Below are 20,406 nucleotides of genomic sequence, written 5' to 3'. Positions count from 1 at the left end.
GGAGGAATCTTCGAATGGATATTATAAGCAAGAATCGTTGGGTGGCACCGATGTTATCTGTGCTGCTTGTATGTATAGTGGGGGCTAATGTCGTTCAGGCGACTGGAAAGTGGAATGAGGCAAGTGATAGCAAACAGATGACTGAACTTGCGGGTTCGGCAGAAAATAGCGAAAATTCTTTTAGCGAAGACAGGCGAATGATGGCAGACGGGACAAGTCTGTCTGCTGATGCGTCTATTCAGGCCGATTACTGGACCCAATCGCTCCCAGCCAAAAACTGGCTGACGGCTGCTCAGGAAGAGCAGGAACAGAAAGAAGCCAAGGCTAAACATGCGGCCCGAGCGGCAGCTGCGGCCAAAGCGAAAAAAGAGGCAGCTCTGAAATTGGCCAAAGTAGAGCGTGCCAAAGCTGTAGCTGCAATTACGACTCCCCCCCAAAAACTTTACTTTACACGGACCAAACTTCTGAACCAGGAAGACTCGAAACTTGCAGCCTGGTCATACAGTGTGTCCGATAAAGAGCTGCTTCTGCTGCAAAAAATCGTCATGGCAGAGGCGGAAGGTGAACCGTACGAAGGCAAAGTGGCAGTTGCCAATGTTGTCTTAAACCGGCTGCGGTCAGCCAATTTTCCCGATACTATTTACAAAGTTATCTATCAAAAATCCCAATTCAGTCCTGTAGCGAACGGGCGTTTGAAACGTGTTACTCCCAATGAGGACAGTATCAAGGCTGTTAATGCAGCGTTGAATGGGAAAAAGGAAGTCGCCGATGATACGTATTATTTCTTGTCATTGACGCTTGCGGATGATCTGACAGTGGCTCGTTCTCAGAAAAAAGTAAAAACGATTGGGCATCATACTTTTTACAAGTAATTGACCTTTAAATTCTGCAAACAGGCAGGGTAGTTAACTATGTATTCACTACATAGACCTCGAAAAGCCCTGGAATACAGTTTTATTTCATCGTTTTTAATTGAATTGTTGATGAGGGCTTGTTATTTAAATTACCCTTTTTTCCAGCAAATCATACGGAGATATGAAGGAAATAAAAGAAGGTTCCCTTCCGGATCAATGGAGGGGAACCTTCTTTATGCATGTCCTCAAGAGATGAAACGTCCTCGTAGAACGATTAGAAGGGGTCATAGAGCTGCTAGAATGGGATTCGGGTACCTGACAGCGAAGTGGCCCCAATTCCGGCTGTGAAGCGCTCCTTGGGTGCGGATGTGACTTCCGCTGTAGCCGGGAACAATAAATCATGAACAGCCTGGGCACAACATGTTGGATCATAGGTGCTCCTGCTGTCTGGTTTGAGGGCTGATTTCAGCTGGCTTTCAGCTTGACGCGGTGCATAGACCTGCTCACTCAAGTATTTGAAGCGATTAGTAATAACGTCAGCAGAGTGAATGACCTGGCCGTATCCGGCTTGTACAAAATATTCACAGTTTTCTTCTTCCTGCCCCGGTAATGGAGGCACGAATAACATCGGCAAACCTTTAGCCAATGCTTCCGTACAAGTCATGCCGCCTGGCTTTGTAATGAGCACGTCGGATACGTCCATCAGTTTGCTGACCTCGCGGGTATAGCCTAGAATGCGTATATTCGGATGCTGGAAGCAGGGCATTTCCTTCAACTTGGCAATCATTTTCTCATTGCTTCCCAGACAGAACAGCAGCTGTACCCGATCCGCCCAGGAGGCGAGAGCCTTCATATGCTCTTCATCAAAGGAAAGTCCCCATCCGCCACCCATCAGCAGAGCAGTGGGCATGTTCTGAAGCCCCATTTCCTGTCGGAGGCTCACTTTGTCTCCTGCTTCCCAGAAATCAGGATGTACAGGAATGCCGGTGATTTGGATGCGAGAGGGCTCAACACCCCTGATTTCAAGCAAAGCCTTTACCTGCGGTGTGGATACCAGATATTTGTTGACCTCGGGATTAATCCACGTTGCATGTACGTCATAGTCTGTGACGAGCGTATACAATGGAATATCGAGTCCCTGACGTTTCAGCCGGGAGATGACCGCATTTGGAAAAGGATGGGTACAGATCACGGCATCGGGTTTTAATTGGGATACGACTTGGGCCGTCTGTGTATAGAAAATCCGGTGCAAGGCCAGTTTGGTAAATCCGTTTAGTGATTTGTTGTATTGCGTCCGATACAGCAGACTGACCAGCTTGGGCTGAACCGTTAGCGTCTTACGGTAAGCGGACAGAATAAGCGGAGCCATGGTTGGATTTAAAAATTTGCCAAGCTCAATGACCCGACTATGCACATGTGGACTGACTTTCTTAATGCCGCTTGCGAGCGCATGGGCGGCCTGGGTGTGACCGGTGCCGAAACCTTCGGATAACAAGAGCACTCTTGGTTTTCGCATGAGTTCACCTTTATTCATCAATTTAAATTTAACATCTCATAGTCATACCGCACGTTGCATTACTACATGAATATACAGCGAAGCGGAAAATCATGTTCATTCGTTACATATTTACACTATAGTTGATGTTCTGATACATCGAAACTTCGTCTTTATCCGTGTTATTGGAGTCATCTTACACTATAGACGACGACACGAGCAGTTTCCACTGCATTTCGGTTAAAAAAAATTAACACAAATTTTTAATGTTAGGGTTGCAATCTGATGATGAGAGTGGTAATCTATTTTTTGACCGAATGACCGAATTGTATTTTTGGTCATTTAAAGAGAACGATCAAGAAAATAAGGAGGGGATATGATGGCTCCGATTGACAGGAGACAGCAGGTCATTCATGCAGCCTCGCAGTCTTTTGCCATGTTTGGATACAAGGCAACCACGATGGATCAGGTAGCGAAGATTGCGAACGTTGGCAAGGGAACGATCTATACGTTCTTTACGAATAAGGAACAATTGTTTGATCAGATTTTGGTGGAAGTAATCCAGGAAATGAAAAACATTGCTCACCGTGAAGTTCATCAGGAAAGTGCTTTTTTTGATAATCTGTTTCGTGTGCTTGATTCACTGCTGGAGTTTCGCCGTGATCACGATTTGCTGGTTAAATTGTCCCAGGAGCTTAAGGATTTTGGAACTCTTCAGGCCAAGGAAGGTTTGGAGAAAGTGGAGAAAGTCATCTCTGATTTTCTGGCACAGGAGCTAGAGAAGGCAAGGAGCAACGGAGAGATTCGTGACTGTGATCCACAGGTAGTAGCCTTTATGATGATTCGTTTGTACATTGCCCTCACCTCAGATTGGAGCAAGCAGCACGAGCCGCTGAGCAAAGAGGAAATCAAGAATTACTTTCGCCTTTTCTTAATGGAAGGAATTGCTGCCGCAACGTAACCCGAATTTATTCTACTATAATATGGGTTAATTATAAGCATGCAGGCAGTGAGGCTTGTCGAGAGACAGGTTTGTTTTTTTGCTCTAAAGTGACCGTTTGAGGGAAGTAGTCACTTCGTGTTTCGGTAATTTTCCGTAACAGGTCAAATGAATTTCATATTTTGGTTATTCTGCTCATGGAGCAGAGAGAACAAGGGGAGAAAATAACATGAAATCTTTATCCGTGTTTTTCAAGGATGTGGGATCGGCCGTGAGAAACCCGAAGGTGTTGATCCCCGTCATTGCTATTTTGTTTATTCCAATTCTATATAGCGGTATTTACTTGGCTGCTTACTGGGACCCATATGGTCATGTCGATGAAATGCCGGTTGCAGTGGTCAACCTTGATAAAGGTGCAGAGCTGGAGGGCAAATCGCTGCATGTTGGTAGCGACCTCGTCGATGAATTGAAGAAAAATGCAGATTTTAAATGGGACTTTGTCAGTGCCAGCCAAGCCAAAGAAGGCATGGAAAACGACAAGTATTATATGCAAATTACGATCCCGGAAAACTTTTCATCCCAGGCAACCACGTTGCTTGACGACAAGCCCGAGCCGGCTGATCTGATCTACGAACCAAATGGCAATTACAGCTTCGTGGGTGCGCAGATTGGCAAGACGGCCATCAAGGATCTGAAAGCTAAGGTTTCGGCCAAAGTAACGGAATCCTATGCGGAGACACTGCTCGACAAGTTTTCCGAAGTATCGGACGGATTGGCTGAAGCGGGCGACGGTGCAGGAGATTTGAATACCGGCGCAGGCAAGCTCGATGATGGGGCCGTGAAGCTCAAGGATAATTTGGAAAAGCTGGCATCCGGAACATTGGAGCTTCAGGATGGCTTGTCTCCATTAAGTGATGGTGTCAGTGCACTGCACACGGGTGCGACCAAACTTGAAAGTGGAACATCAAATCTGGTATCCGGTTTGCAGCAGCTTCAAGCGGCGGCAACAAGCCAGCTTCAGAGCGGTGCAGACCAGTTGAAGGACGGCAGTGCCAAGCTGGAAACTGGACTGAAGTCTTCCGTGGACGGAGCAGGCAAGCTGCAAGCGGGTCTGCAATCGTCTGAGCAGGGCAGTGCGAAGCTGTCCGATGGTCTGCAAAGCGCAGTGCAAGGCAGCGGCACATTGGCAACTGGCCTGCAATCGGCAGTAGACGGCAGCAGCAAGGTTGCAGACGGTGCACAGAGCGTTGCAGACGGTTTGAAGCAGCTTGCTGCATCCAACCCTGAATTGGCAGCCAGTGAGGATGTACAGAAGCTGCTGGCGGCCAGTGCGGCAGTAGCCGAAGGCAGTAAGCAGCTGCATGAGAGCGAACAGAAGCTTGCGCAGGGTGCAGATCAACTGCATCAGGGCAATCAGCAACTGGCAGCAGGTGCAGCTGAGCTCCATGGAGGCCAAAAGCAGCTTCTTGCGGGCGCAAATCAGCTGGTGGATGGACAGCAGCAATTGCTGGCAGGCGCCGGTCAGCTTAGCCAAGGCGGAGCGAAGCTCTCCGATGGTCTGAAGCAGTTCAGCGGCAAGCTGGGCGAAGCTGCAAGTGGCGGTACGTTGCTGGCAGATGGAGCCAAGCAATTGGGCTCAGGTACAACTGCCCTGCAAACAGGTGTAGGTAAGCTGAGCGGTGGCGTGAGTTCACTCACGGACGGCTCTAAACAACTCGGTGACGGAGCAGGCAAGCTGGCGGACGGCCTAACAGAGCTGAAAGACGGCTCAAGCGAACTGGCTACCAAGCTGAATGATGCTGCTCAGAAAACGTCAGAAGTCAAAAAGACAGACGATGTGGTGAACATGTTCGCCGAACCTGTGAATACGTCCGAGAACACAACAGAGAACGTAAGTAATTACGGTACAGGCTTGACACCATTCTTCCTGTCCATCGGTTTGTTTGTGGGATCGTTGATTTCAACGATTGTTTTGAAAATGCGGGAAACTTCCGTACCGGGCGCAACGGGCTGGAACCGTTTCGTCAGCCGTACACTCGTATTCGGCTTTGTGAGCATCATCCAATCCGTGATCGTGGCAAGCTTCATGCTGTACGGTCTTGGATTGGAAACACACAGCGTACCACTGTTCTATCTGTTCACGATCTTTACGGGGCTGACCTTTATGTTTATTGTTCAGGCCCTCGTTACCTGGCTTGACCTGCCAGGACGTTATGTTGTCATTCTGTTGTTGGTCTTCCAACTTGCAGCAAGTGCGGGAACCTTCCCGGTAGAGCTGATTCCGTCGTGGCTTCAGGCATTTAGCCCTTGGTTGCCAATGACGCACAGCATCATGGGCTTCAAGGCAGTTGTATCCAGTGGCAACTTCGATGTGATGTGGCATCAGGTCGGCATTCTGGCAATCTATGCAGGCGTATCCGTGCTGCTGACCTTGGCTTTCTTCCTTTGGAGCGGCAGACGTCGCAAAAAAGAAGCCCAAGTGGCTGAATCCGGTCAAGTTGTGACGGCATAAGCGGAATTGGACCGGAACAGGACAAAATATTGAAAATAAACTTTGAACTCAAGTATCAAAATTATGCAATATAGTAGTCAAATAGTGCAAAGAGTCTGTGACCCGAAAATGGGTTGCAGACTCTTTTTTTATACCAATGCATAGGGATGAAGATAATCGCTGGAGGATGGCATGAGATATTGGCCCAACTATAGATAAACACAGGCCACATATGGAATGATTTTCTTTTGTCAGTAATTAAAATCAGTTGTACTCTGACATAAAATGTGTATAATTATTCGAAAAAGAGATGAATTTTAGCATCAGTACACTAAAGCTGTACTGCAAAACATTTCTTATCAGAGGTATTAAAAAGTTTAAATTGCGCTGATGTTAGGTCGGTGTTAAAATAATAGAACTATATCAAAAAACGTCGCTCCATATCAGCGGCCGTGCCTGCGGTTGCGTGTTGTTATACCAAGCTGTTTGCCGGATAATCCGGATCAGCTCCTCTCATGGATGGCATGTCGCAATAGCAGCACTTATAAGATTGACAGCCATATTGCTGTCGCCCTCGTCCATTTAGCAGGCTTTTAATCAATGAATAAATGCCCGCTCCTCCCGATTTATTGTTGCTTGTTGCCTATGTTCTTGATCTTTCCGAAATACTTCATTATAGAAAGGTTGCGTTCCATGAGACACATCGGATTACCTCCTAAACAGGGTCTGTACGACCCACAGTTCGAAAAAGACGCATGCGGAATGGGTTTTGTTGCCAACATCAAAGGAGTACCTTCACACGACATCGTTAGTCAGGCACTGACCATGCTCAGTAACATGGAACACCGCGGAGGACAGGGCAGTGAGCCGAATTCCGGTGACGGAGCCGGTATCTTGATCCAGATTCCACATCGCTATTTTGCACAGGAAGCGGATCGTCTTGGTTTTGCTTTACCTGAACAGGGCTTCTACGGCGTAGGGATGTTGTTCCTTTCACAGGACCCGGTTATTCGCAGTGCACATGAAGAGAGTCTTAAGAAAATTATCGAAGAAGAAGGCCAGACATTCCTGGGTTTCCGGGATGTGCCTACGTTTGATGAGATGCTTGGGCGTTCTGCGCTTGCAGCAAAGCCATATGTACGTCAGGTGTTCATTGGAAGATCGGCAGAAGTTACGGATGAACTGGGATTTGAACGGAAGTTGTACGTCATTCGCAGACGTGCTGAGCTGGCTATTCGTTATTCAGCGGATGAAGCGGAAGGCGGTTCATTTTACCTGCCAAGCTTGTCCTGTCGTAAAATCGTTTATAAAGGCATGCTGACAACTGAACAGGTGGGACAATTCTATCTGGATCTGCAGGAAGATCTTGTGGAATCAGCGATTGCGCTGGTGCACTCCCGTTTCAGTACAAATACATTCCCAAGCTGGGAACGTGCTCACCCGTATCGCTTCATGATCCACAACGGTGAGATCAATACGATGCGTGGTAACGTGAACTGGATGCATGCCCGGCAGTCGCTGTTCGAAAGCGAATTGTTCGGTAACGACATCTCGAAAGTAAAACCGGTTATCAACCCGGATGGTTCGGATACAGCGATGTTTGATAACACGCTGGAGTTCCTGTACCTGAGTGGCCGTTCATTGCCACATGTGGCAATGATGATGGTTCCTGAGCCTTGGAGTACGGATGAGGGAATGGACCCTGCCAAAAAAGCATTCTATGAATACCACAGCACAATGATGGAGCCTTGGGATGGACCAGCAGCAATGGCCTTTACCGACGGCTTGCAGATTGGTGCAACACTTGACCGTAACGGTCTGCGTCCTGCACGTTACTATGTAACGAAAGACGACCGTATTATTTTGTCCTCCGAGGTTGGGGTACTTGATATCGCTCCTGAAGAAATTCTCTACAAAGACCGCCTGCGTCCAGGACGTATGCTGCTTGTCGATACACAACAAGGACGCATCATTGCAGATGAGGAAGTGAAAGCTCTCATTGCAGCCGAGAATCCGTATCAGGATTGGCTCGATGAGCATCTGATGGACCTGAATGAGCTGCCTGATGCACCGGAACTGCCTGATCCAAAACATGCTAACGTGACCCAGCTTCAGCTGGCCTATGGATATACATTTGAAGAATTACGCAAAGTGTTGGAGCCTATGGCTTCAACAGGTATGGAAGCCACAGGCTCTATGGGTTATGATGCACCGCTGGCGGTTCTGTCGGATCGTCCGCAGCGTCTGTATAACTATTTTAAGCAAATGTTTGCACAAGTTACCAATCCACCGATCGATGCGATCCGTGAAGAGATTGTAACGTCAACGGCAACAACGATCGGACCCGAGCGTAACCTGTTGAATCCTGAACCGGAGAGCTGTCGTCAGATTCGGTTGGATACACCCGTACTTTCCAATGAGGATTTTGCGAAGATTCGCCACGTTCGTCGTCCAGGCTTCCGCTCGATGACGATTCCGATCTTCTTTACAGTAAAAGAGGGCGCAGAAGGACTTCGCAAAGCGATGGAACTGCTCTTTGAAGCAGCGGACCGTGTCATTGACAAAGGCCATAACATTTTGATCCTGTCTGACCGTGGTGTGGACGCCGAGAATGCGGCTATTCCTGCATTGCTGGCTGTAGCAGGTTTGCATCACCATCTGATTCGTAAAGGAACCAGAACCAAAGTCAGCATTTTGCTGGAATCGGCAGAGCCGCGTGATATTCATCACTATGCCTTGTTGCTTGGTTACGGCGTGAGTGCCGTGAACCCGTATCTGGCCTTTGAAACGCTGGATGACATGATTCAGCAAGGACTGCTGCGTGGCATCTCACATGAGAAAGCCGTGAAGAATTATATTAAAGCCGCTACCAAGGGTGTTATTAAAATATTGTCCAAAATGGGAATCTCGACGATACAATCCTATCGCGGAGCTCAAATTTTTGAAGCAGTGGGTCTGAGATCGGACTTCGTTGACCGTTACTTTACCTGGACACCTTCCCGAATTGGCGGGATTGGTCTGGAAGAAGTAGCAGCTGAAGCACTGACCCATCACAACCGTGCCTTCACGGACAAAGATGGCAATGACAAAGTACTGGATTCCGGCGGGGAATACCAATGGCGTAATGACGGAGAAGAGCATCTGTTCAATCCGCAGACGATCCATACGCTGCAACATGCAGTACGGACCGGGGACTACAAGCTGTATAAAAAGTATTCCAAACTTGTGCAAGGTGAAAACGATCAGTTGCTGACGATTCGTTCCATGCTGAAACTGAAACCGGTCGGTCCTGCGATTCCTTTGGAAGAAGTGGAATCCGTGGAAGACATTATGCGCCGTTTCAAAACCGGAGCAATGTCCTTCGGCTCGATCAGTAAAGAGGCACATGAAGATCTTGCCATTGCGATGAACCGTGTTGGAGGTAAATCCAATACAGGTGAGGGCGGGGAAGATCCGGCTCGCTTCATTAAAGATAGCAACGGTGATTCTCGTCGCAGTGCGATCAAGCAGGTGGCATCCGGACGTTTTGGTGTAACATCCAACTATCTGGTCAATGCCGACGAGATTCAGATCAAGATGGCACAGGGAGCAAAACCGGGTGAAGGTGGACAGCTGCCTGGACGTAAGGTATATCCTTGGGTTGCTGAGGTTCGTGGATCAACACCGGGTGTGGGTCTGATTTCCCCGCCGCCACACCATGATATCTACTCGATTGAGGATCTGGCTGAGTTGATTTATGACTTAAAAAATGCGAATCCACGTGCAGAGATCAACGTTAAATTGGTATCCGAAGTCGGCGTTGGAACGATTGCCGCGGGTGTAGCCAAAGGTCGTGCCGATATCATTCTCGTCAGCGGTTATGACGGTGGTACAGGTGCATCCCCGCAAGGCTCCATTCGTCACGCGGGAATGCCTTGGGAGCTGGGTCTTGCAGAGACACATCAAACGTTGATGCTGAACAATCTGCGTGATCGTGTTGTTCTTGAAACAGACGGTAAAATGCTGAATGGTCGTGACTTGGCTATCGCTGCTTTGCTGGGAGCTGAGGAGTATGGATTCTCTACAGCACCACTCGTTGCACTCGGCTGTATTATGATGCGTGTCTGCCAGATGGATACATGTCCGGTAGGTGTAGCGACACAAAACCCTGAATTGCGTAAAAATTACACGGGAGATCCTGCACATGTCGTTAACTTCATGCGTTTTGTTGCTGAAGATGTTCGCGAAATCATGGCTGATCTTGGATTCCGTACCATTCAGGAAATGGTGGGCCGTACCGATTGCCTCGAAACGGTAGAGGCTGTAGACCATTGGAAGAAAAAAGGTGTAGATCTGTCTGTATTGTTGCATGTGCCTGAAATGCCTGAAGGCTCTGCACGTTACCGTACACAGCATCAGAACCACCAATTGGAAGAGACGCTGGATATGCAGCAATTGCTGCCACTGGCACAACCTGCGATCGAATCCGGTCAACCGGTTGAAGCGGTGCTTCCGATTACCAACGTAAACCGTGCAGTGGGAACCATTTTGGGTAGCGAAATTACACGCAAATATGGAATTGCAGGATTGCCAGAAGATACGGTTCAATTCAAATTTGTCGGCTCTGCTGGTCAAAGCTTTGGGGCCTTTGTACCTAAAGGTATGACATTGACCGTTGAAGGGGATTCCAATGACTATGTAGGCAAAGGTTTGTCCGGAGGTAAGCTGATCGTCATGCCTTCACCAAAAGCCACATTTGATGCCGAGGATAACATCATTATTGGTAATACCGCTCTATACGGGGCAACCAGTGGTGAAGCCTATATTCGTGGTATCGCTGGGGAGCGGTTTGCTGTACGGAACTCGGGTGCCAAAGTCGTTGTTGAAGGTGTGGGTGACCATGGCTGTGAATACATGACAGGTGGGCGTGTTGTCGTTCTGGGTGATACAGGCCGTAACTTTGCAGCCGGGATGTCCGGAGGTATTGCTTATGTTTATGATCCAAAAGGCACATTCCTGCAACGTTGTAATCTGGAAATGGTACTTTTGGAGCGTATCGAAGATGTTTCTGAAAGTGCAGATCTGCGGGGCATGATTCAGCGCCATGTTGCGAACACAGGCAGTGTGGCTGGTCAGCGCATTCTGGATAACTGGCAGCAGTCCGTAGATCAATTTGTTCGGGTTATACCAAAGGACTTCAAACGAATGACAGAGCAAATCGAACGGATTCAGGCAACAGGTCTCACCGGGGAGGCTGCTTTGCTGGCAGCTTTTGAAGCCAACATGCGTGAGCTTGCACGTACAGGAGGTTAATTTGTTCCTTTTCGAGTGCATGAACTGGTTGTATTAAGAATAATAGGAGCTTTATGGCGGCCAATGCGGCGCCATAGGGCTCCTATTTGGTTTTCGACAAAATTAGAACCCGCACAAAAAACGCTATCGCCATGAGACGACAACATTGAGGAAGTTTCTCAAGTATAATAAGGCTAGTTTTGGAGTGCAGCGAAAGTATAAAGATAAGAGAGGTTAGCGGAATGAATATGAAGCATCCAAACAGGGGCGATCGTAAGCCGAAAGGTAAACCAGTCGAAGCAACCCAGATGGACATCATGAAAGTTTTACTGCAATGCGGAATCGACCCGGAGCGTTGGAACCATTTCGTATCCTCCGACAACAACAAGCGGGCTTGACAACACATCGACAAGCATAGAATAGATGGAGGGAACACAAGACTTAAAAAAGCCCAGAAACCGGAGAAGTGTATTTCTCGGTACTGGGTCTTCTTTGCGGATTAATCCATGCTGCGTTCCATGCGGACAAAAGCAATAAAACGACGTGCCTCTTCTTCTGTTAAGGGTTTACCATCAATCATCAGGCCGAAGCGTTCCAGCACTTCCTTATCCGATAATTCAAGGGCGTCGACAAATTCCCTTACGTCCTCATCCATCACGACATCACTTTGTTTCGTCCGTCCAATGAGATAATCAATGGATACGCCAAAGATGTCAGCAAGTCTCGTTAACACTTCGAAATCCGGTTTGCGTCGGTTCTTCTCGTAGTGGGAGAGAGCAGCTCTTGTAATATGAATGGAGCTCGCAAGTTCTTCTTGAGTAAGTCCCCGCTGTTCCCTTAATTCAGCAATGCGATTTCCGTAGCTCATATGCTATTTCCCCCTGAACGCCATCAAATATATATTGAAACAATCCTGAGCCAAGTGTTTGATCAGGGCAGCTTTCCTGCATAATCGTAATGCCTTATTAGTCCTAGTTGTATATAGGTCTGTCTAAGGACATCTCATATTGTCGTAAATCAAAAGAACCATGTCCAAATACTGCTTGACATGATACAAATTGTATCGTAAATTGGACGTATGGAGTTACAAAATGTATCATTTGGGATATTTTAAGTATGACCACGTTGCCTAGCCAATATACCTGTGAGAAGGAGTGTAGGCAACTCTTGCAAGCTAAACCATTCTAAAGGAATGAAGCCATGAATTCAATGATTCAGGAATGGGCGGATCTCAAATTAAATGTCCATATGTACATTCAGGAGTTCCATGGCAAATGGGTAGACCGCAAAAGACGCCCCGTTTTGTTGCTTGGTATGGACACACGAGCGATCACCTTCCTGAGCGACCTGGACTTGCCAATATCATCAGAGATGCTGATCGGTTTGGATGTAGAAGATAGCCATGTATGTGTACGACTCCACGCAAGGTTGCAATGGAAACAGCCCTTCGGTGAGCTCACATTGTATCATTCAATCTTGCATATTCAGCAAGAGCAGACACTATATATAACGGGACAGTTAAATACAATGATTCGAGAAGTACAGTTTCCGACCATTTCCCGGTTCCAGTATGAGAAGGCATCGGAACAACCTAACTTGCAGGAAACCTATCATTACATTGATTTTACCATATGAGTTGAACATTCTAAACATATTCTGAACAAGCATGTACTTAACGCCATTTTACTATATTTCATAGCGTTATGCATTAGTTCTTTAACACCAAAAGCATTTGCGCAATGAATAAAGGGGCGAGGGGGATCATACATTGAGGAAGTTTGGATATGGTTGAAATGCACTGCCACATTTTATCCGGTCTGGATGATGGTCCTGTTCATATGGAACAGTCCATTGCGATGGCTGAGAAAGCGGCAGCCTCAGGAATTACCTCGATCATTGCTACTCCGCATCACCTGAACGGGCAGTACAACAATAAACCCAACGTGGTCAATCAGGCAGTGGACCTGCTACATGCAGAACTTCGCAAACGCAACATTCGCTTGGAGATCCGTCCCGGACAGGAGATCAGGGTGCATGACAACCTGATTGCAGACTTATACGCAGGAACGTGCTGCACACTCGCCGGGAGCCGTTACATGTTGCTGGAATTGCCCTTTGGTCATATCCCCTCGCAGTTCCCCGGGATACTCCAAGAACTTAAGTTAGCGGGTATCATTCCTATTATTGCTCATCCCGAACGAAATCGTCCAATCCAGAACAATCCCGATTTATTGGTTGAATATCTTGGGCAAGGTGCTCTATGTCAAATCACGGCTCAATCGGTCATGGGACTTTTCGGGCGAAAAGTTCAGAAATGGTGTTTCCATTTTTGCAAAGAAAACGGATTTCATTTCATTTCATCGGACGCCCATAATATGGTAGAAAGAACATTCTTGATGAAAACCGCATATCACCTGCTTGAACGTCGTTTTGGGAAGCATCTGGTTCGAAGTTTGCAAAATAATGCACGAGCGGTATGGAACAATGAAATCGTAAAGCTTGAAGTGCCCACGATCAAGAAACGCAGGGTGTTGTTCTGGAGACCAGCTAAACATGTTTAAAAGAAATAAGTTCTTTATCTTCATCATAATTGCAGACTTGAATGGGAGGAATACAAGGTGGAACTGAAAGAGTATATGCAAATTTTACGTAAACGAATTTGGATCATCATAGCCTTTGTTGCAGTTGCTTGTATAGGGGCGGGTGTTAAAAATTATTTTTTGACTGTACCTTTATATGAGGCAAACGCCAAATTAATCGTGAACCAGGCATATAACGTTCAAGGTGTTCCAAGCCTTGATATTAGTTCAATTCAAACCAATATTAAAGTGATTAGTTCTTATATGGAAATCATTAAATCTTCGGCAATCCTCGATAAAGTAGCTGCTACATACCCCGATCTTGGCATGAACGGTAATGAGCTGGGACAGATCCTACGGGTATCCACGGCAAATGAATCCCAGGTTATGAATTTGACCGTCACCGGTTTATCTTCTGAGAAAGCGGCAAAAACCGTAAATGCCGTCGCCAAAGTGTTTAAATCCCAAATCCCCGAAATTATGAAAGTGGATAATGTAACCATTTTGAGTGAAGCCAAACCTACGGATTCCTCAGGACCCATCAATGTAAATCCCGTTATGAATATCCTCATCAGTTTCCTTGTTGGTCTCCTACTATCTATAGGATTTATATTCCTGTTGGAATATCTGGATGATACCTTGAAGACGGAGGATGAATTGGAAAAAGAACTGGGTATCCCCACACTTGCTGTTATCTCCAGAATCAGAAAAGAGGAAGCTCGTTTATCCAAGCAATCAACAACATCTCAAAAACAGGTAGGTGATGGCCAGTATGCCACGGTTAACCAATGAAAAAGGAACGCTTGTAACAATGGCTAATCCTAAGTCTACTTCATCTGAATCTTACCGAAAGTTAAGAACCAATATTCAATTTTCATCTATTGATAGTCAGATTCAAACGATCATGATTGCTTCGGCATTGTCCGGTGAAGGGAAAACGACAACAATCGGTAATCTGGCAGTTACCTACGCGCAGGAAGGGAAGAAGGTCCTGCTGATGGATACCGATTTACGCAAACCTGCGGTGCATCGCATGTTTAATGTTCCCAACCATGTGGGGTTGACCAGTGTGTTGTCCAGCCAGTATAAGGTTACAGAAGTACTTCGGGAAACCGGAGTGGAAGGACTACATGTCCTGTCCTCCGGTCCCATACCTCCCAACCCTTCAGAGATGATTGGTTCCCGTAGAATGACAGCTCTGCTTCAAGATTTGAAGGAAGAATATGATGTTATTTTGTTTGATACTCCACCTGTTCTTGCAGTTACGGATGCTTTAATTATTAGTTCATTGTGTGATGGCGTCATTCTTGTCGTGAGCGCGGGCAAGGTAAAGAAGGATTTGGTCAAAAAGGCAAAAGCTCACCTTGAACATGTGAATGCACGTATTCTAGGGGCCGTATTGAATAATGTACAACTGCCCAAAAGGCGGAATAATTATTATGGCGGAAAAGCATAACGAATGCGCATTTAATTAAAGAGAATATCGTCAAGGTCATGTCTACTATACCTTTATCAAGGTAGGCACTCGGTCACACTGTGGGTAGTGTACCTTAGACGTATATCGTCAAGGGTGTGATGTGAGGATGGGTTTAATGCCCTTTTGTGAAATTAAAAGTAAGAATTGCATCAATTTATTTCATGGTTTCATGGATTTAAATGATCCAACTCATGCTTTTAAACATACAAAATAATAATGGATAGGGTGGTATTTATGACTAGAGTGAGGAAAGCAATCATTCCCGCAGCCGGATTGGGAACCCGATTTTTACCCGCTACAAAGGCAATGCCTAAAGAGATGCTCCCTATTGTGGATAAACCGACCATTCAATACATCGTGGAAGAAGCTGTAGCTTCTGGAATAGAGGACATTATTATTGTAACGGGCAAGGGAAAACGTGCAATTGAAGATCATTTTGACAGCGCGTTTGAACTGGAGCAAAACCTTCTTGAAAAAGGAAAGCTCAGCTTACTGGAAGAAGTCCGGAAGTCCTCCAACGTTGATATTCATTACATAAGACAGAAGGAAGCACTAGGACTCGGGCATGCGGTATGGTGTGCTCGAAACTTTATTGGTAATGAACCGTTTGCTGTATTACTTGGTGACGATATTGTGGTGTCTGATGTGCCATGCACGAAGCAGCTCATCCAACAATATGAGAAGGTCAACCAGTCTGTACTCGGTGTGAAAACGGTCAGTCCGAGTGAAACCTACCGCTACGGAATTATTGATCCCCTGCATACAGAGGGGCGCTTGTCCTCTGTAAACAGCATGATTGAGAAGCCGCCGTTGGGTACAGCGCCTTCTAACTTGGCTATTATGGGTCGTTATATTTTGACACCTAAGGTATTCGAATACCTGGAAGAACAAAATGTGGGTGCAGGCGGTGAGATCCAACTCACTGATGCGTTGCAAATGCTGAATCGGGATGAAGGTATTAGTGCTTATGATTTTGAAGGTTCACGGTTTGATGTGGGTGAGAAGCTGGGCTATATTTTGACTACACTTGACTTTGCTCTTAAAAATAAAGAATTGCGTGCACCTGTCCTCATGGCGATTGAAGAGATTTTGATGAAGGAACAATTGAATCAATTGCTTGTAGCTGGAGGGGATAGTCTGTGAAACTTTCAAGACCGGAATACTTTGGCAGTGGAGAAGCCCTGGCCAAGGATGGCACTTCGGCAGTATTGGAACAGCCTTACTCGCAGCGTGTTGGCGGATATGCTGACGTAATAAAACCGTTTATCGATTTTATTATTGCAGCGGTGCTGTTGCTGATTACATCACCGGTCATGCTTGTTGCAGCGATTATGATTAAGATTGACTCCAAAGGACCCGTGATATTCAGACAAGAACGTTATGGGAAAAACGGAGTTAAATTTAGTATCTATAAATTCAGAACCATGCGTACGGACGCTCCGAAGTACAGCGCCTCCCCCACAACAAGCGATGATCCGAGAATTACACGGCTGGGTAGATTACTTCGTAAAACTAGCCTGGATGAGCTGCCACAATTGCTTAATATTATCAAAGGTGATATGAGCTTCATAGGTCCCAGACCTGAAATGAAGCGAATCGTAGAAGAAAGCTACACAGATCTGGAGCGTAGACGTTTTCTGGTAAAACCAGGTATTACTGGGCTGTGGCAAGTAAGTGATGTTCGTAAGGAACCGATTCACCATAACCTGCAATATGATTTTCACTACATCTCTAACGTCTCTATGAAGATGGATATCATTATCATTTTTAAAACCGTTGGCGTTATGATTAAAAGTAATACATTTTAACCTACTCATTAGATAATATGGAGCGTGATCGTATTGAAGCATGTTGTAGTGACGGGCGCGGCCGGTTTCCTGGGCTCACATCTAGTCAAAACATTAATAGATCAAGGACATCAGGTTACCGGAATAGATAACCTTTCAACAGGCGTTTCTAAAAATCTGCAAGAGGTGGCTAACAACCCCCTCTTTTTTTTTCGTGAAGCTGATGTTTCGCTGTCCGACTCACTGGATTTTCTAGTAGATCAGCCAGTGGATGAAGTCTATCATCTGGCTTCACCTGCTTCACCCAAATTCTATCAGGCAGATTCGATCGGTACGATCTGGGTGAACACTCGAGGAACCTATCATTTGCTCGAACTGGCCCGTGTTAAAGGAGCAAAGTTCCTGTATTCGAGTACGAGTGAAGCTTATGGAGATCCTGAGATCCATCCACAACCTGAGAGTTATCGGGGGAATGTGAACACCTGGGGGCCTAGAGCCTGTTACGATGAAGCTAAACGATTGGGTGAAGTTTTCTGCTATGAATACTACACGAAACACAGTGTTTCCGTGAAGGTGGCACGCATTTTTAATACGTACTCATCCGGACTTAGAAACGATGATGGTCGTGTTATTTCCAACTTTGTGACACAAGCACTCACGGGGCAGGACATAACCGTTTATGGGGATGGCTCGCAAACCCGTTCGTTCTGTTATGTGGATGACAATATTCGTGGCCTGCAAAAGCTGATGGAAGCGGAAGAGGCGAATGGAGAGATTATCAATATCGGCAACCCAACGGAGTACACTGTCCTTGAAGTGGCGTATTTGGTAAAAAAGTTGGCCCAATCTGACAGCAAGTTGGTATTCCTGCCTTTGCCTCAGGATGATCCCAAAGTCCGTCGTCCTGTAATTGAAAAGGCACAGAAATTGCTTGGCTGGGAGCCGGAAATTTCACTTGAAGAGGGGCTGGGACGCATGATTCAACAATACCGTTCCATGCTGCTGGGGACGACCTGATCTCATGGTCAAAATATTGATTGCTCACAGCCTGTATCCGCCGAACATCATTGGGGGAGCAGAGGTATCCACCCAAATTTTAGCTCAGACATTGGGACGTCGATATGAAGTTCAAGTCATGACGGTTGGCCAACACAATGATAAGCGGATCCGATCAGATCGTGTCAATGGAATCGAAGTGTTCCGTTTGCCATACAACAATCAGTACTGGGTTGGTGATATCGGGAGACGTTTATCGGTGGCAAGTAAAATTATGTGGCGCGTTCAGGATATATTCAATGTGAAACAATATCGTCACATCAAAGAGCTTCTTGTCCGCGAAAGGCCTGATCTGGTTCATACGCAAAATTTACCGGGCATTAGCTTGGCCGTTTGGAGGGCTGCCCGTGAGCAGGGTATTCCGGTTGTGCATACACTTAGGGATTACTCTTTAATCGAACCGATTAATATATCGATGTATTCCAAAATCTACAGAGTCTTTTCACGAAAGTCTAGCCAGACTATATCGTCAGTCATAGGCATTTCCAGCCATATTCTTGACAGTCACACTGGAATTGGATTTTTCGAGGACTCCAGCAAACATATCATTCACAACATTGTAGAGATGGATGCAAGTTCGGTTAGGCTATATGAGCAGAAAAAAGTTAACGTTAACGCTCCGCTCCATATTGGGTATTTTGGCCAACTTACCGAAGTGAAGGGTGTTCAGTATCTGATTGAGGCGTTCAGAGGGCTGGGTCATGATATTGCAGACCGACTGCATATTTTTGGCGAAGGCCCCTCGCTTTATTCTCTGCAGCAATCCGCAGCGCCCGATAAGCGTATCGAATTCAAAGGTAAAATTGACAAATCGGAGATTGCCAGACAGATGGCCGCGATGGACCTTGTCATTGTTCCTTCAATTTGGGGGGAGCCATTCGGAAGAGTGGTCATTGAATCCTATCAGGTAGGAACACCTGTGTATGCATCGCATGTTGGAGGAATGGTGGAGATCCTGTTGGATACAGACGAGTTTTCGTTCGAAAGTCAAAGCTCGGAAGCGATTAGGCATTCCATCTTACATTATTACCACATGAGTGCAGAAGAGAAGGAAAGGCTGAAACATCGCTGTTATTATCATAGCCAAACCTTTAATGAATCGTATCTCCTCCAGAATCATGCAGATATTTACGATAAGCTGATCAGACATGGGGGTTAAATTTACAAATGGTATCTATAGTGGCAGGAAAACCTGTATATATGGAAACGTTGGGTGAACCCAAGTACTCCCTATTGAAGCTTTCGATCCACGTTTTATTAGTATACTTGGCCTGTTATGGCCTGATTTCGATATACGTTGATAACATCATTATTCGTTCTTTGAAGGACGTGGGAATGTCCTTGGTAGCAATTATTGCTTTAAGCAAAGTTTATCAAGATCAAAAAAACTTTACCGTGCCCTTTTTATTTTTGCTTGGGTCTATTTTTTTCTTAGGTTCATTGAATTTGTTACTCGGAGGAAGTTCTGTTGCGCTGATTTATGGGCTTAAGATTACTTTTTTGCCGATGATGATGCTATTCATTGGCATGTTAATTGCTAAATCCAATGCTACAGAATTGTTCGCCAGAACGAATCTGTTTATCCTGATTCTTCTGATTGCAGGCTGGCTAATTCAATATTCACTTGGAATAGAAAAGTTGATTTCGCTTGGGTTCATATATGGTGTGAATATAAAAAATTATCTTGAGGGTGTACCGCGACTGTCCTCTATTACATATTCACCAGACGGATATGCTTATGCTCTGTTGATCTCAGGACTGATTGCTGAGAAGGCTCGTTTAACTAAAAACTATCGACTAGTTCGCCTGCTGATACAACTCCTTACGATTAGTTTTTTGCTCATGTCTACCATTCGGTCTGCGTTGATTATGTGGGGTGTTTACCAGATTGCAATGTTCTTTCTTCGTATGCGTCGATATAACAAACATAATATGTTGTTATTGTCTGGGGTGTTTATTCTGCTTCCAGCGACAACTGTGTTGGGGATACAAGTTTTGAATAATTACAACTTATTATCAATTACGTCTATGCTTGATCGTTTTCAGAGCTGGGGATCTGATCTAACCTCACCATTCATATTAGAGGGGATTATTGGTAATGGAATTGGTTCTGTAGGTGCAGCCAGTCGCCGGACAAATATCATTGGTCTACAATCCAGAGATTATGCTGTGGATAGCCAATATTTCTCCTTTTATGAACAACTAGGTGTTATTGGAATGATATACATTTCGATTTTGTTCCTGTGGGTTTTGCGTAGCCTTATCCAAAGAATGAAGCAGTTGCCAGAGTCAGATAGCATGAAATTGCCGCAAACAGCTATCGCGCTTGTTGTAGGTGTTGCAGCAGCGAGCCTTACGACCAATGTGCTTGAGATGTTTCCTTCGAATGTCTCTATTTGGTTACTTGTGGGAGCAGCCTTGTATCAGCATCGCGAAACGGCAGAAATACCTTAAAA

The 20,406-nt window shown here is 45.9% G+C and carries 16 protein-coding genes; 14 read left to right on the top strand and 2 right to left on the bottom strand.

All coding sequences use genetic code 11. The annotated features are described in order from the left end of the window. Positions 1 to 14: 14 nt before the first annotated feature. Positions 15 to 872 (top strand): cell wall hydrolase, encoded by an 858-nt coding sequence (locus tag Q0V21_RS16095; RefSeq protein ID WP_079350947.1) that lies wholly within the window; start codon positions 15 to 17, stop codon positions 870 to 872. A gap of 277 nt (positions 873 to 1,149) precedes the next feature. On the opposite strand, the gene Q0V21_RS16090 is transcribed toward Q0V21_RS16095, so the two are convergent. After that, positions 1,150 to 2,370 carry an MGDG synthase family glycosyltransferase gene (locus tag Q0V21_RS16090; protein ID WP_301879678.1) on the bottom strand — a complete coding sequence of 407 codons (1,221 nt, stop codon included), beginning with the start codon at positions 2,368 to 2,370 and terminating at the stop codon, positions 1,150 to 1,152. A 358-nt stretch (positions 2,371 to 2,728) separates the two neighbouring features. Between Q0V21_RS16090 and Q0V21_RS16085 the strand changes: the two genes are divergently transcribed. The 4 genes from Q0V21_RS16085 (at position 2,729) to Q0V21_RS16070 (ending at position 11,449) form a co-directional block, all read left to right on the top strand. Beyond that, positions 2,729 to 3,310 carry a TetR/AcrR family transcriptional regulator gene (locus Q0V21_RS16085; RefSeq protein WP_024632901.1) on the top strand — a complete coding sequence of 194 codons (582 nt, stop codon included), beginning with the start codon at positions 2,729 to 2,731 and terminating at the stop codon, positions 3,308 to 3,310. Between the two features lie 208 nt (positions 3,311 to 3,518). Next, complete coding sequence (locus Q0V21_RS16080; RefSeq protein WP_301879677.1) at positions 3,519 to 5,801, top strand: YhgE/Pip family protein; 2,283 nt, start codon at positions 3,519 to 3,521, stop codon at positions 5,799 to 5,801. 672 nt (positions 5,802 to 6,473) lie between these two features. After that, complete coding sequence (gene gltB / locus Q0V21_RS16075) at positions 6,474 to 11,072, top strand: glutamate synthase large subunit (protein ID WP_301879676.1); 4,599 nt, start codon at positions 6,474 to 6,476, stop codon at positions 11,070 to 11,072. Between the two features lie 221 nt (positions 11,073 to 11,293). Next, positions 11,294 to 11,449 carry a hypothetical protein gene (locus Q0V21_RS16070; protein WP_161634243.1) on the top strand — a complete coding sequence of 52 codons (156 nt, stop codon included), beginning with the start codon at positions 11,294 to 11,296 and terminating at the stop codon, positions 11,447 to 11,449. A 101-nt stretch (positions 11,450 to 11,550) separates the two neighbouring features. Here Q0V21_RS16070 and Q0V21_RS16065 read toward each other — a convergent pair whose 3' ends face one another. Next, a complete protein-coding gene (locus Q0V21_RS16065; RefSeq protein ID WP_024632898.1) occupies positions 11,551 to 11,919 on the bottom strand; it encodes a helix-turn-helix domain-containing protein in 369 nt (122 codons plus the stop codon). 332 nt (positions 11,920 to 12,251) lie between these two features. Here Q0V21_RS16065 and Q0V21_RS16060 point away from each other — a divergent pair, with 332 nt between their 5' ends. The 9 genes from Q0V21_RS16060 (at position 12,252) to Q0V21_RS16020 (ending at position 20,404) form a co-directional block, all read left to right on the top strand. Further along, complete coding sequence (locus Q0V21_RS16060) at positions 12,252 to 12,686, top strand: hypothetical protein (RefSeq protein ID WP_079350943.1); 435 nt, start codon at positions 12,252 to 12,254, stop codon at positions 12,684 to 12,686. 149 nt (positions 12,687 to 12,835) lie between these two features. Continuing rightward, entirely contained in the window at positions 12,836 to 13,612 is a 777-nt protein-coding gene (locus tag Q0V21_RS16055; protein ID WP_301879675.1) for a tyrosine-protein phosphatase, read from the top strand. Between the two features lie 57 nt (positions 13,613 to 13,669). After that, positions 13,670 to 14,422 (top strand): YveK family protein, encoded by a 753-nt coding sequence (locus tag Q0V21_RS16050; RefSeq protein WP_301879674.1) that lies wholly within the window; start codon positions 13,670 to 13,672, stop codon positions 14,420 to 14,422. Further along, entirely contained in the window at positions 14,403 to 15,086 is a 684-nt protein-coding gene (locus Q0V21_RS16045; protein WP_301879673.1) for a CpsD/CapB family tyrosine-protein kinase, read from the top strand. Before Q0V21_RS16050 ends, Q0V21_RS16045 begins: the two co-directional genes overlap by 20 nt. Before the next feature lie 255 nt (positions 15,087 to 15,341). After that, positions 15,342 to 16,250: a UTP--glucose-1-phosphate uridylyltransferase GalU gene (gene galU / locus Q0V21_RS16040; protein ID WP_024632893.1), complete on the top strand. Its 909-nt coding sequence runs from the start codon at positions 15,342 to 15,344 to the stop codon at positions 16,248 to 16,250. Then, the gene (locus Q0V21_RS16035; protein WP_301879672.1) at positions 16,247 to 16,915 is read left to right on the top strand and encodes a sugar transferase; all 669 of its coding nucleotides are present in this window, start codon (positions 16,247 to 16,249) and stop codon (positions 16,913 to 16,915) included. The genes galU and Q0V21_RS16035 overlap by 4 nt, the downstream gene beginning before the upstream one ends. A 33-nt stretch (positions 16,916 to 16,948) precedes the next feature. Next, positions 16,949 to 17,911 (top strand): SDR family NAD(P)-dependent oxidoreductase, encoded by a 963-nt coding sequence (locus Q0V21_RS16030; RefSeq protein WP_483312377.1) that lies wholly within the window; start codon positions 16,949 to 16,951, stop codon positions 17,909 to 17,911. Positions 17,912 to 17,915: 4 nt separating this feature from the next. Beyond that, on the top strand, positions 17,916 to 19,109 hold the full coding sequence (locus Q0V21_RS16025; RefSeq protein WP_301879670.1) for a glycosyltransferase family 4 protein: 1,194 nt from the start codon (positions 17,916 to 17,918) through the stop codon (positions 19,107 to 19,109). Positions 19,110 to 19,150: 41 nt separating this feature from the next. Then, positions 19,151 to 20,404: an O-antigen ligase family protein gene (locus Q0V21_RS16020; RefSeq protein WP_301879669.1), complete on the top strand. Its 1,254-nt coding sequence runs from the start codon at positions 19,151 to 19,153 to the stop codon at positions 20,402 to 20,404. Positions 20,405 to 20,406 lie beyond the last annotated feature (2 nt).

The sequence above is a fragment of the Paenibacillus sp. 11B genome (genome assembly GCF_030487755.1).
Classification (GTDB): Bacteria; Bacillota; Bacilli; order Paenibacillales; family Paenibacillaceae; genus Paenibacillus; species Paenibacillus vandeheii.
This window is presented reverse-complemented; position numbering and strand designations above follow the sequence as displayed.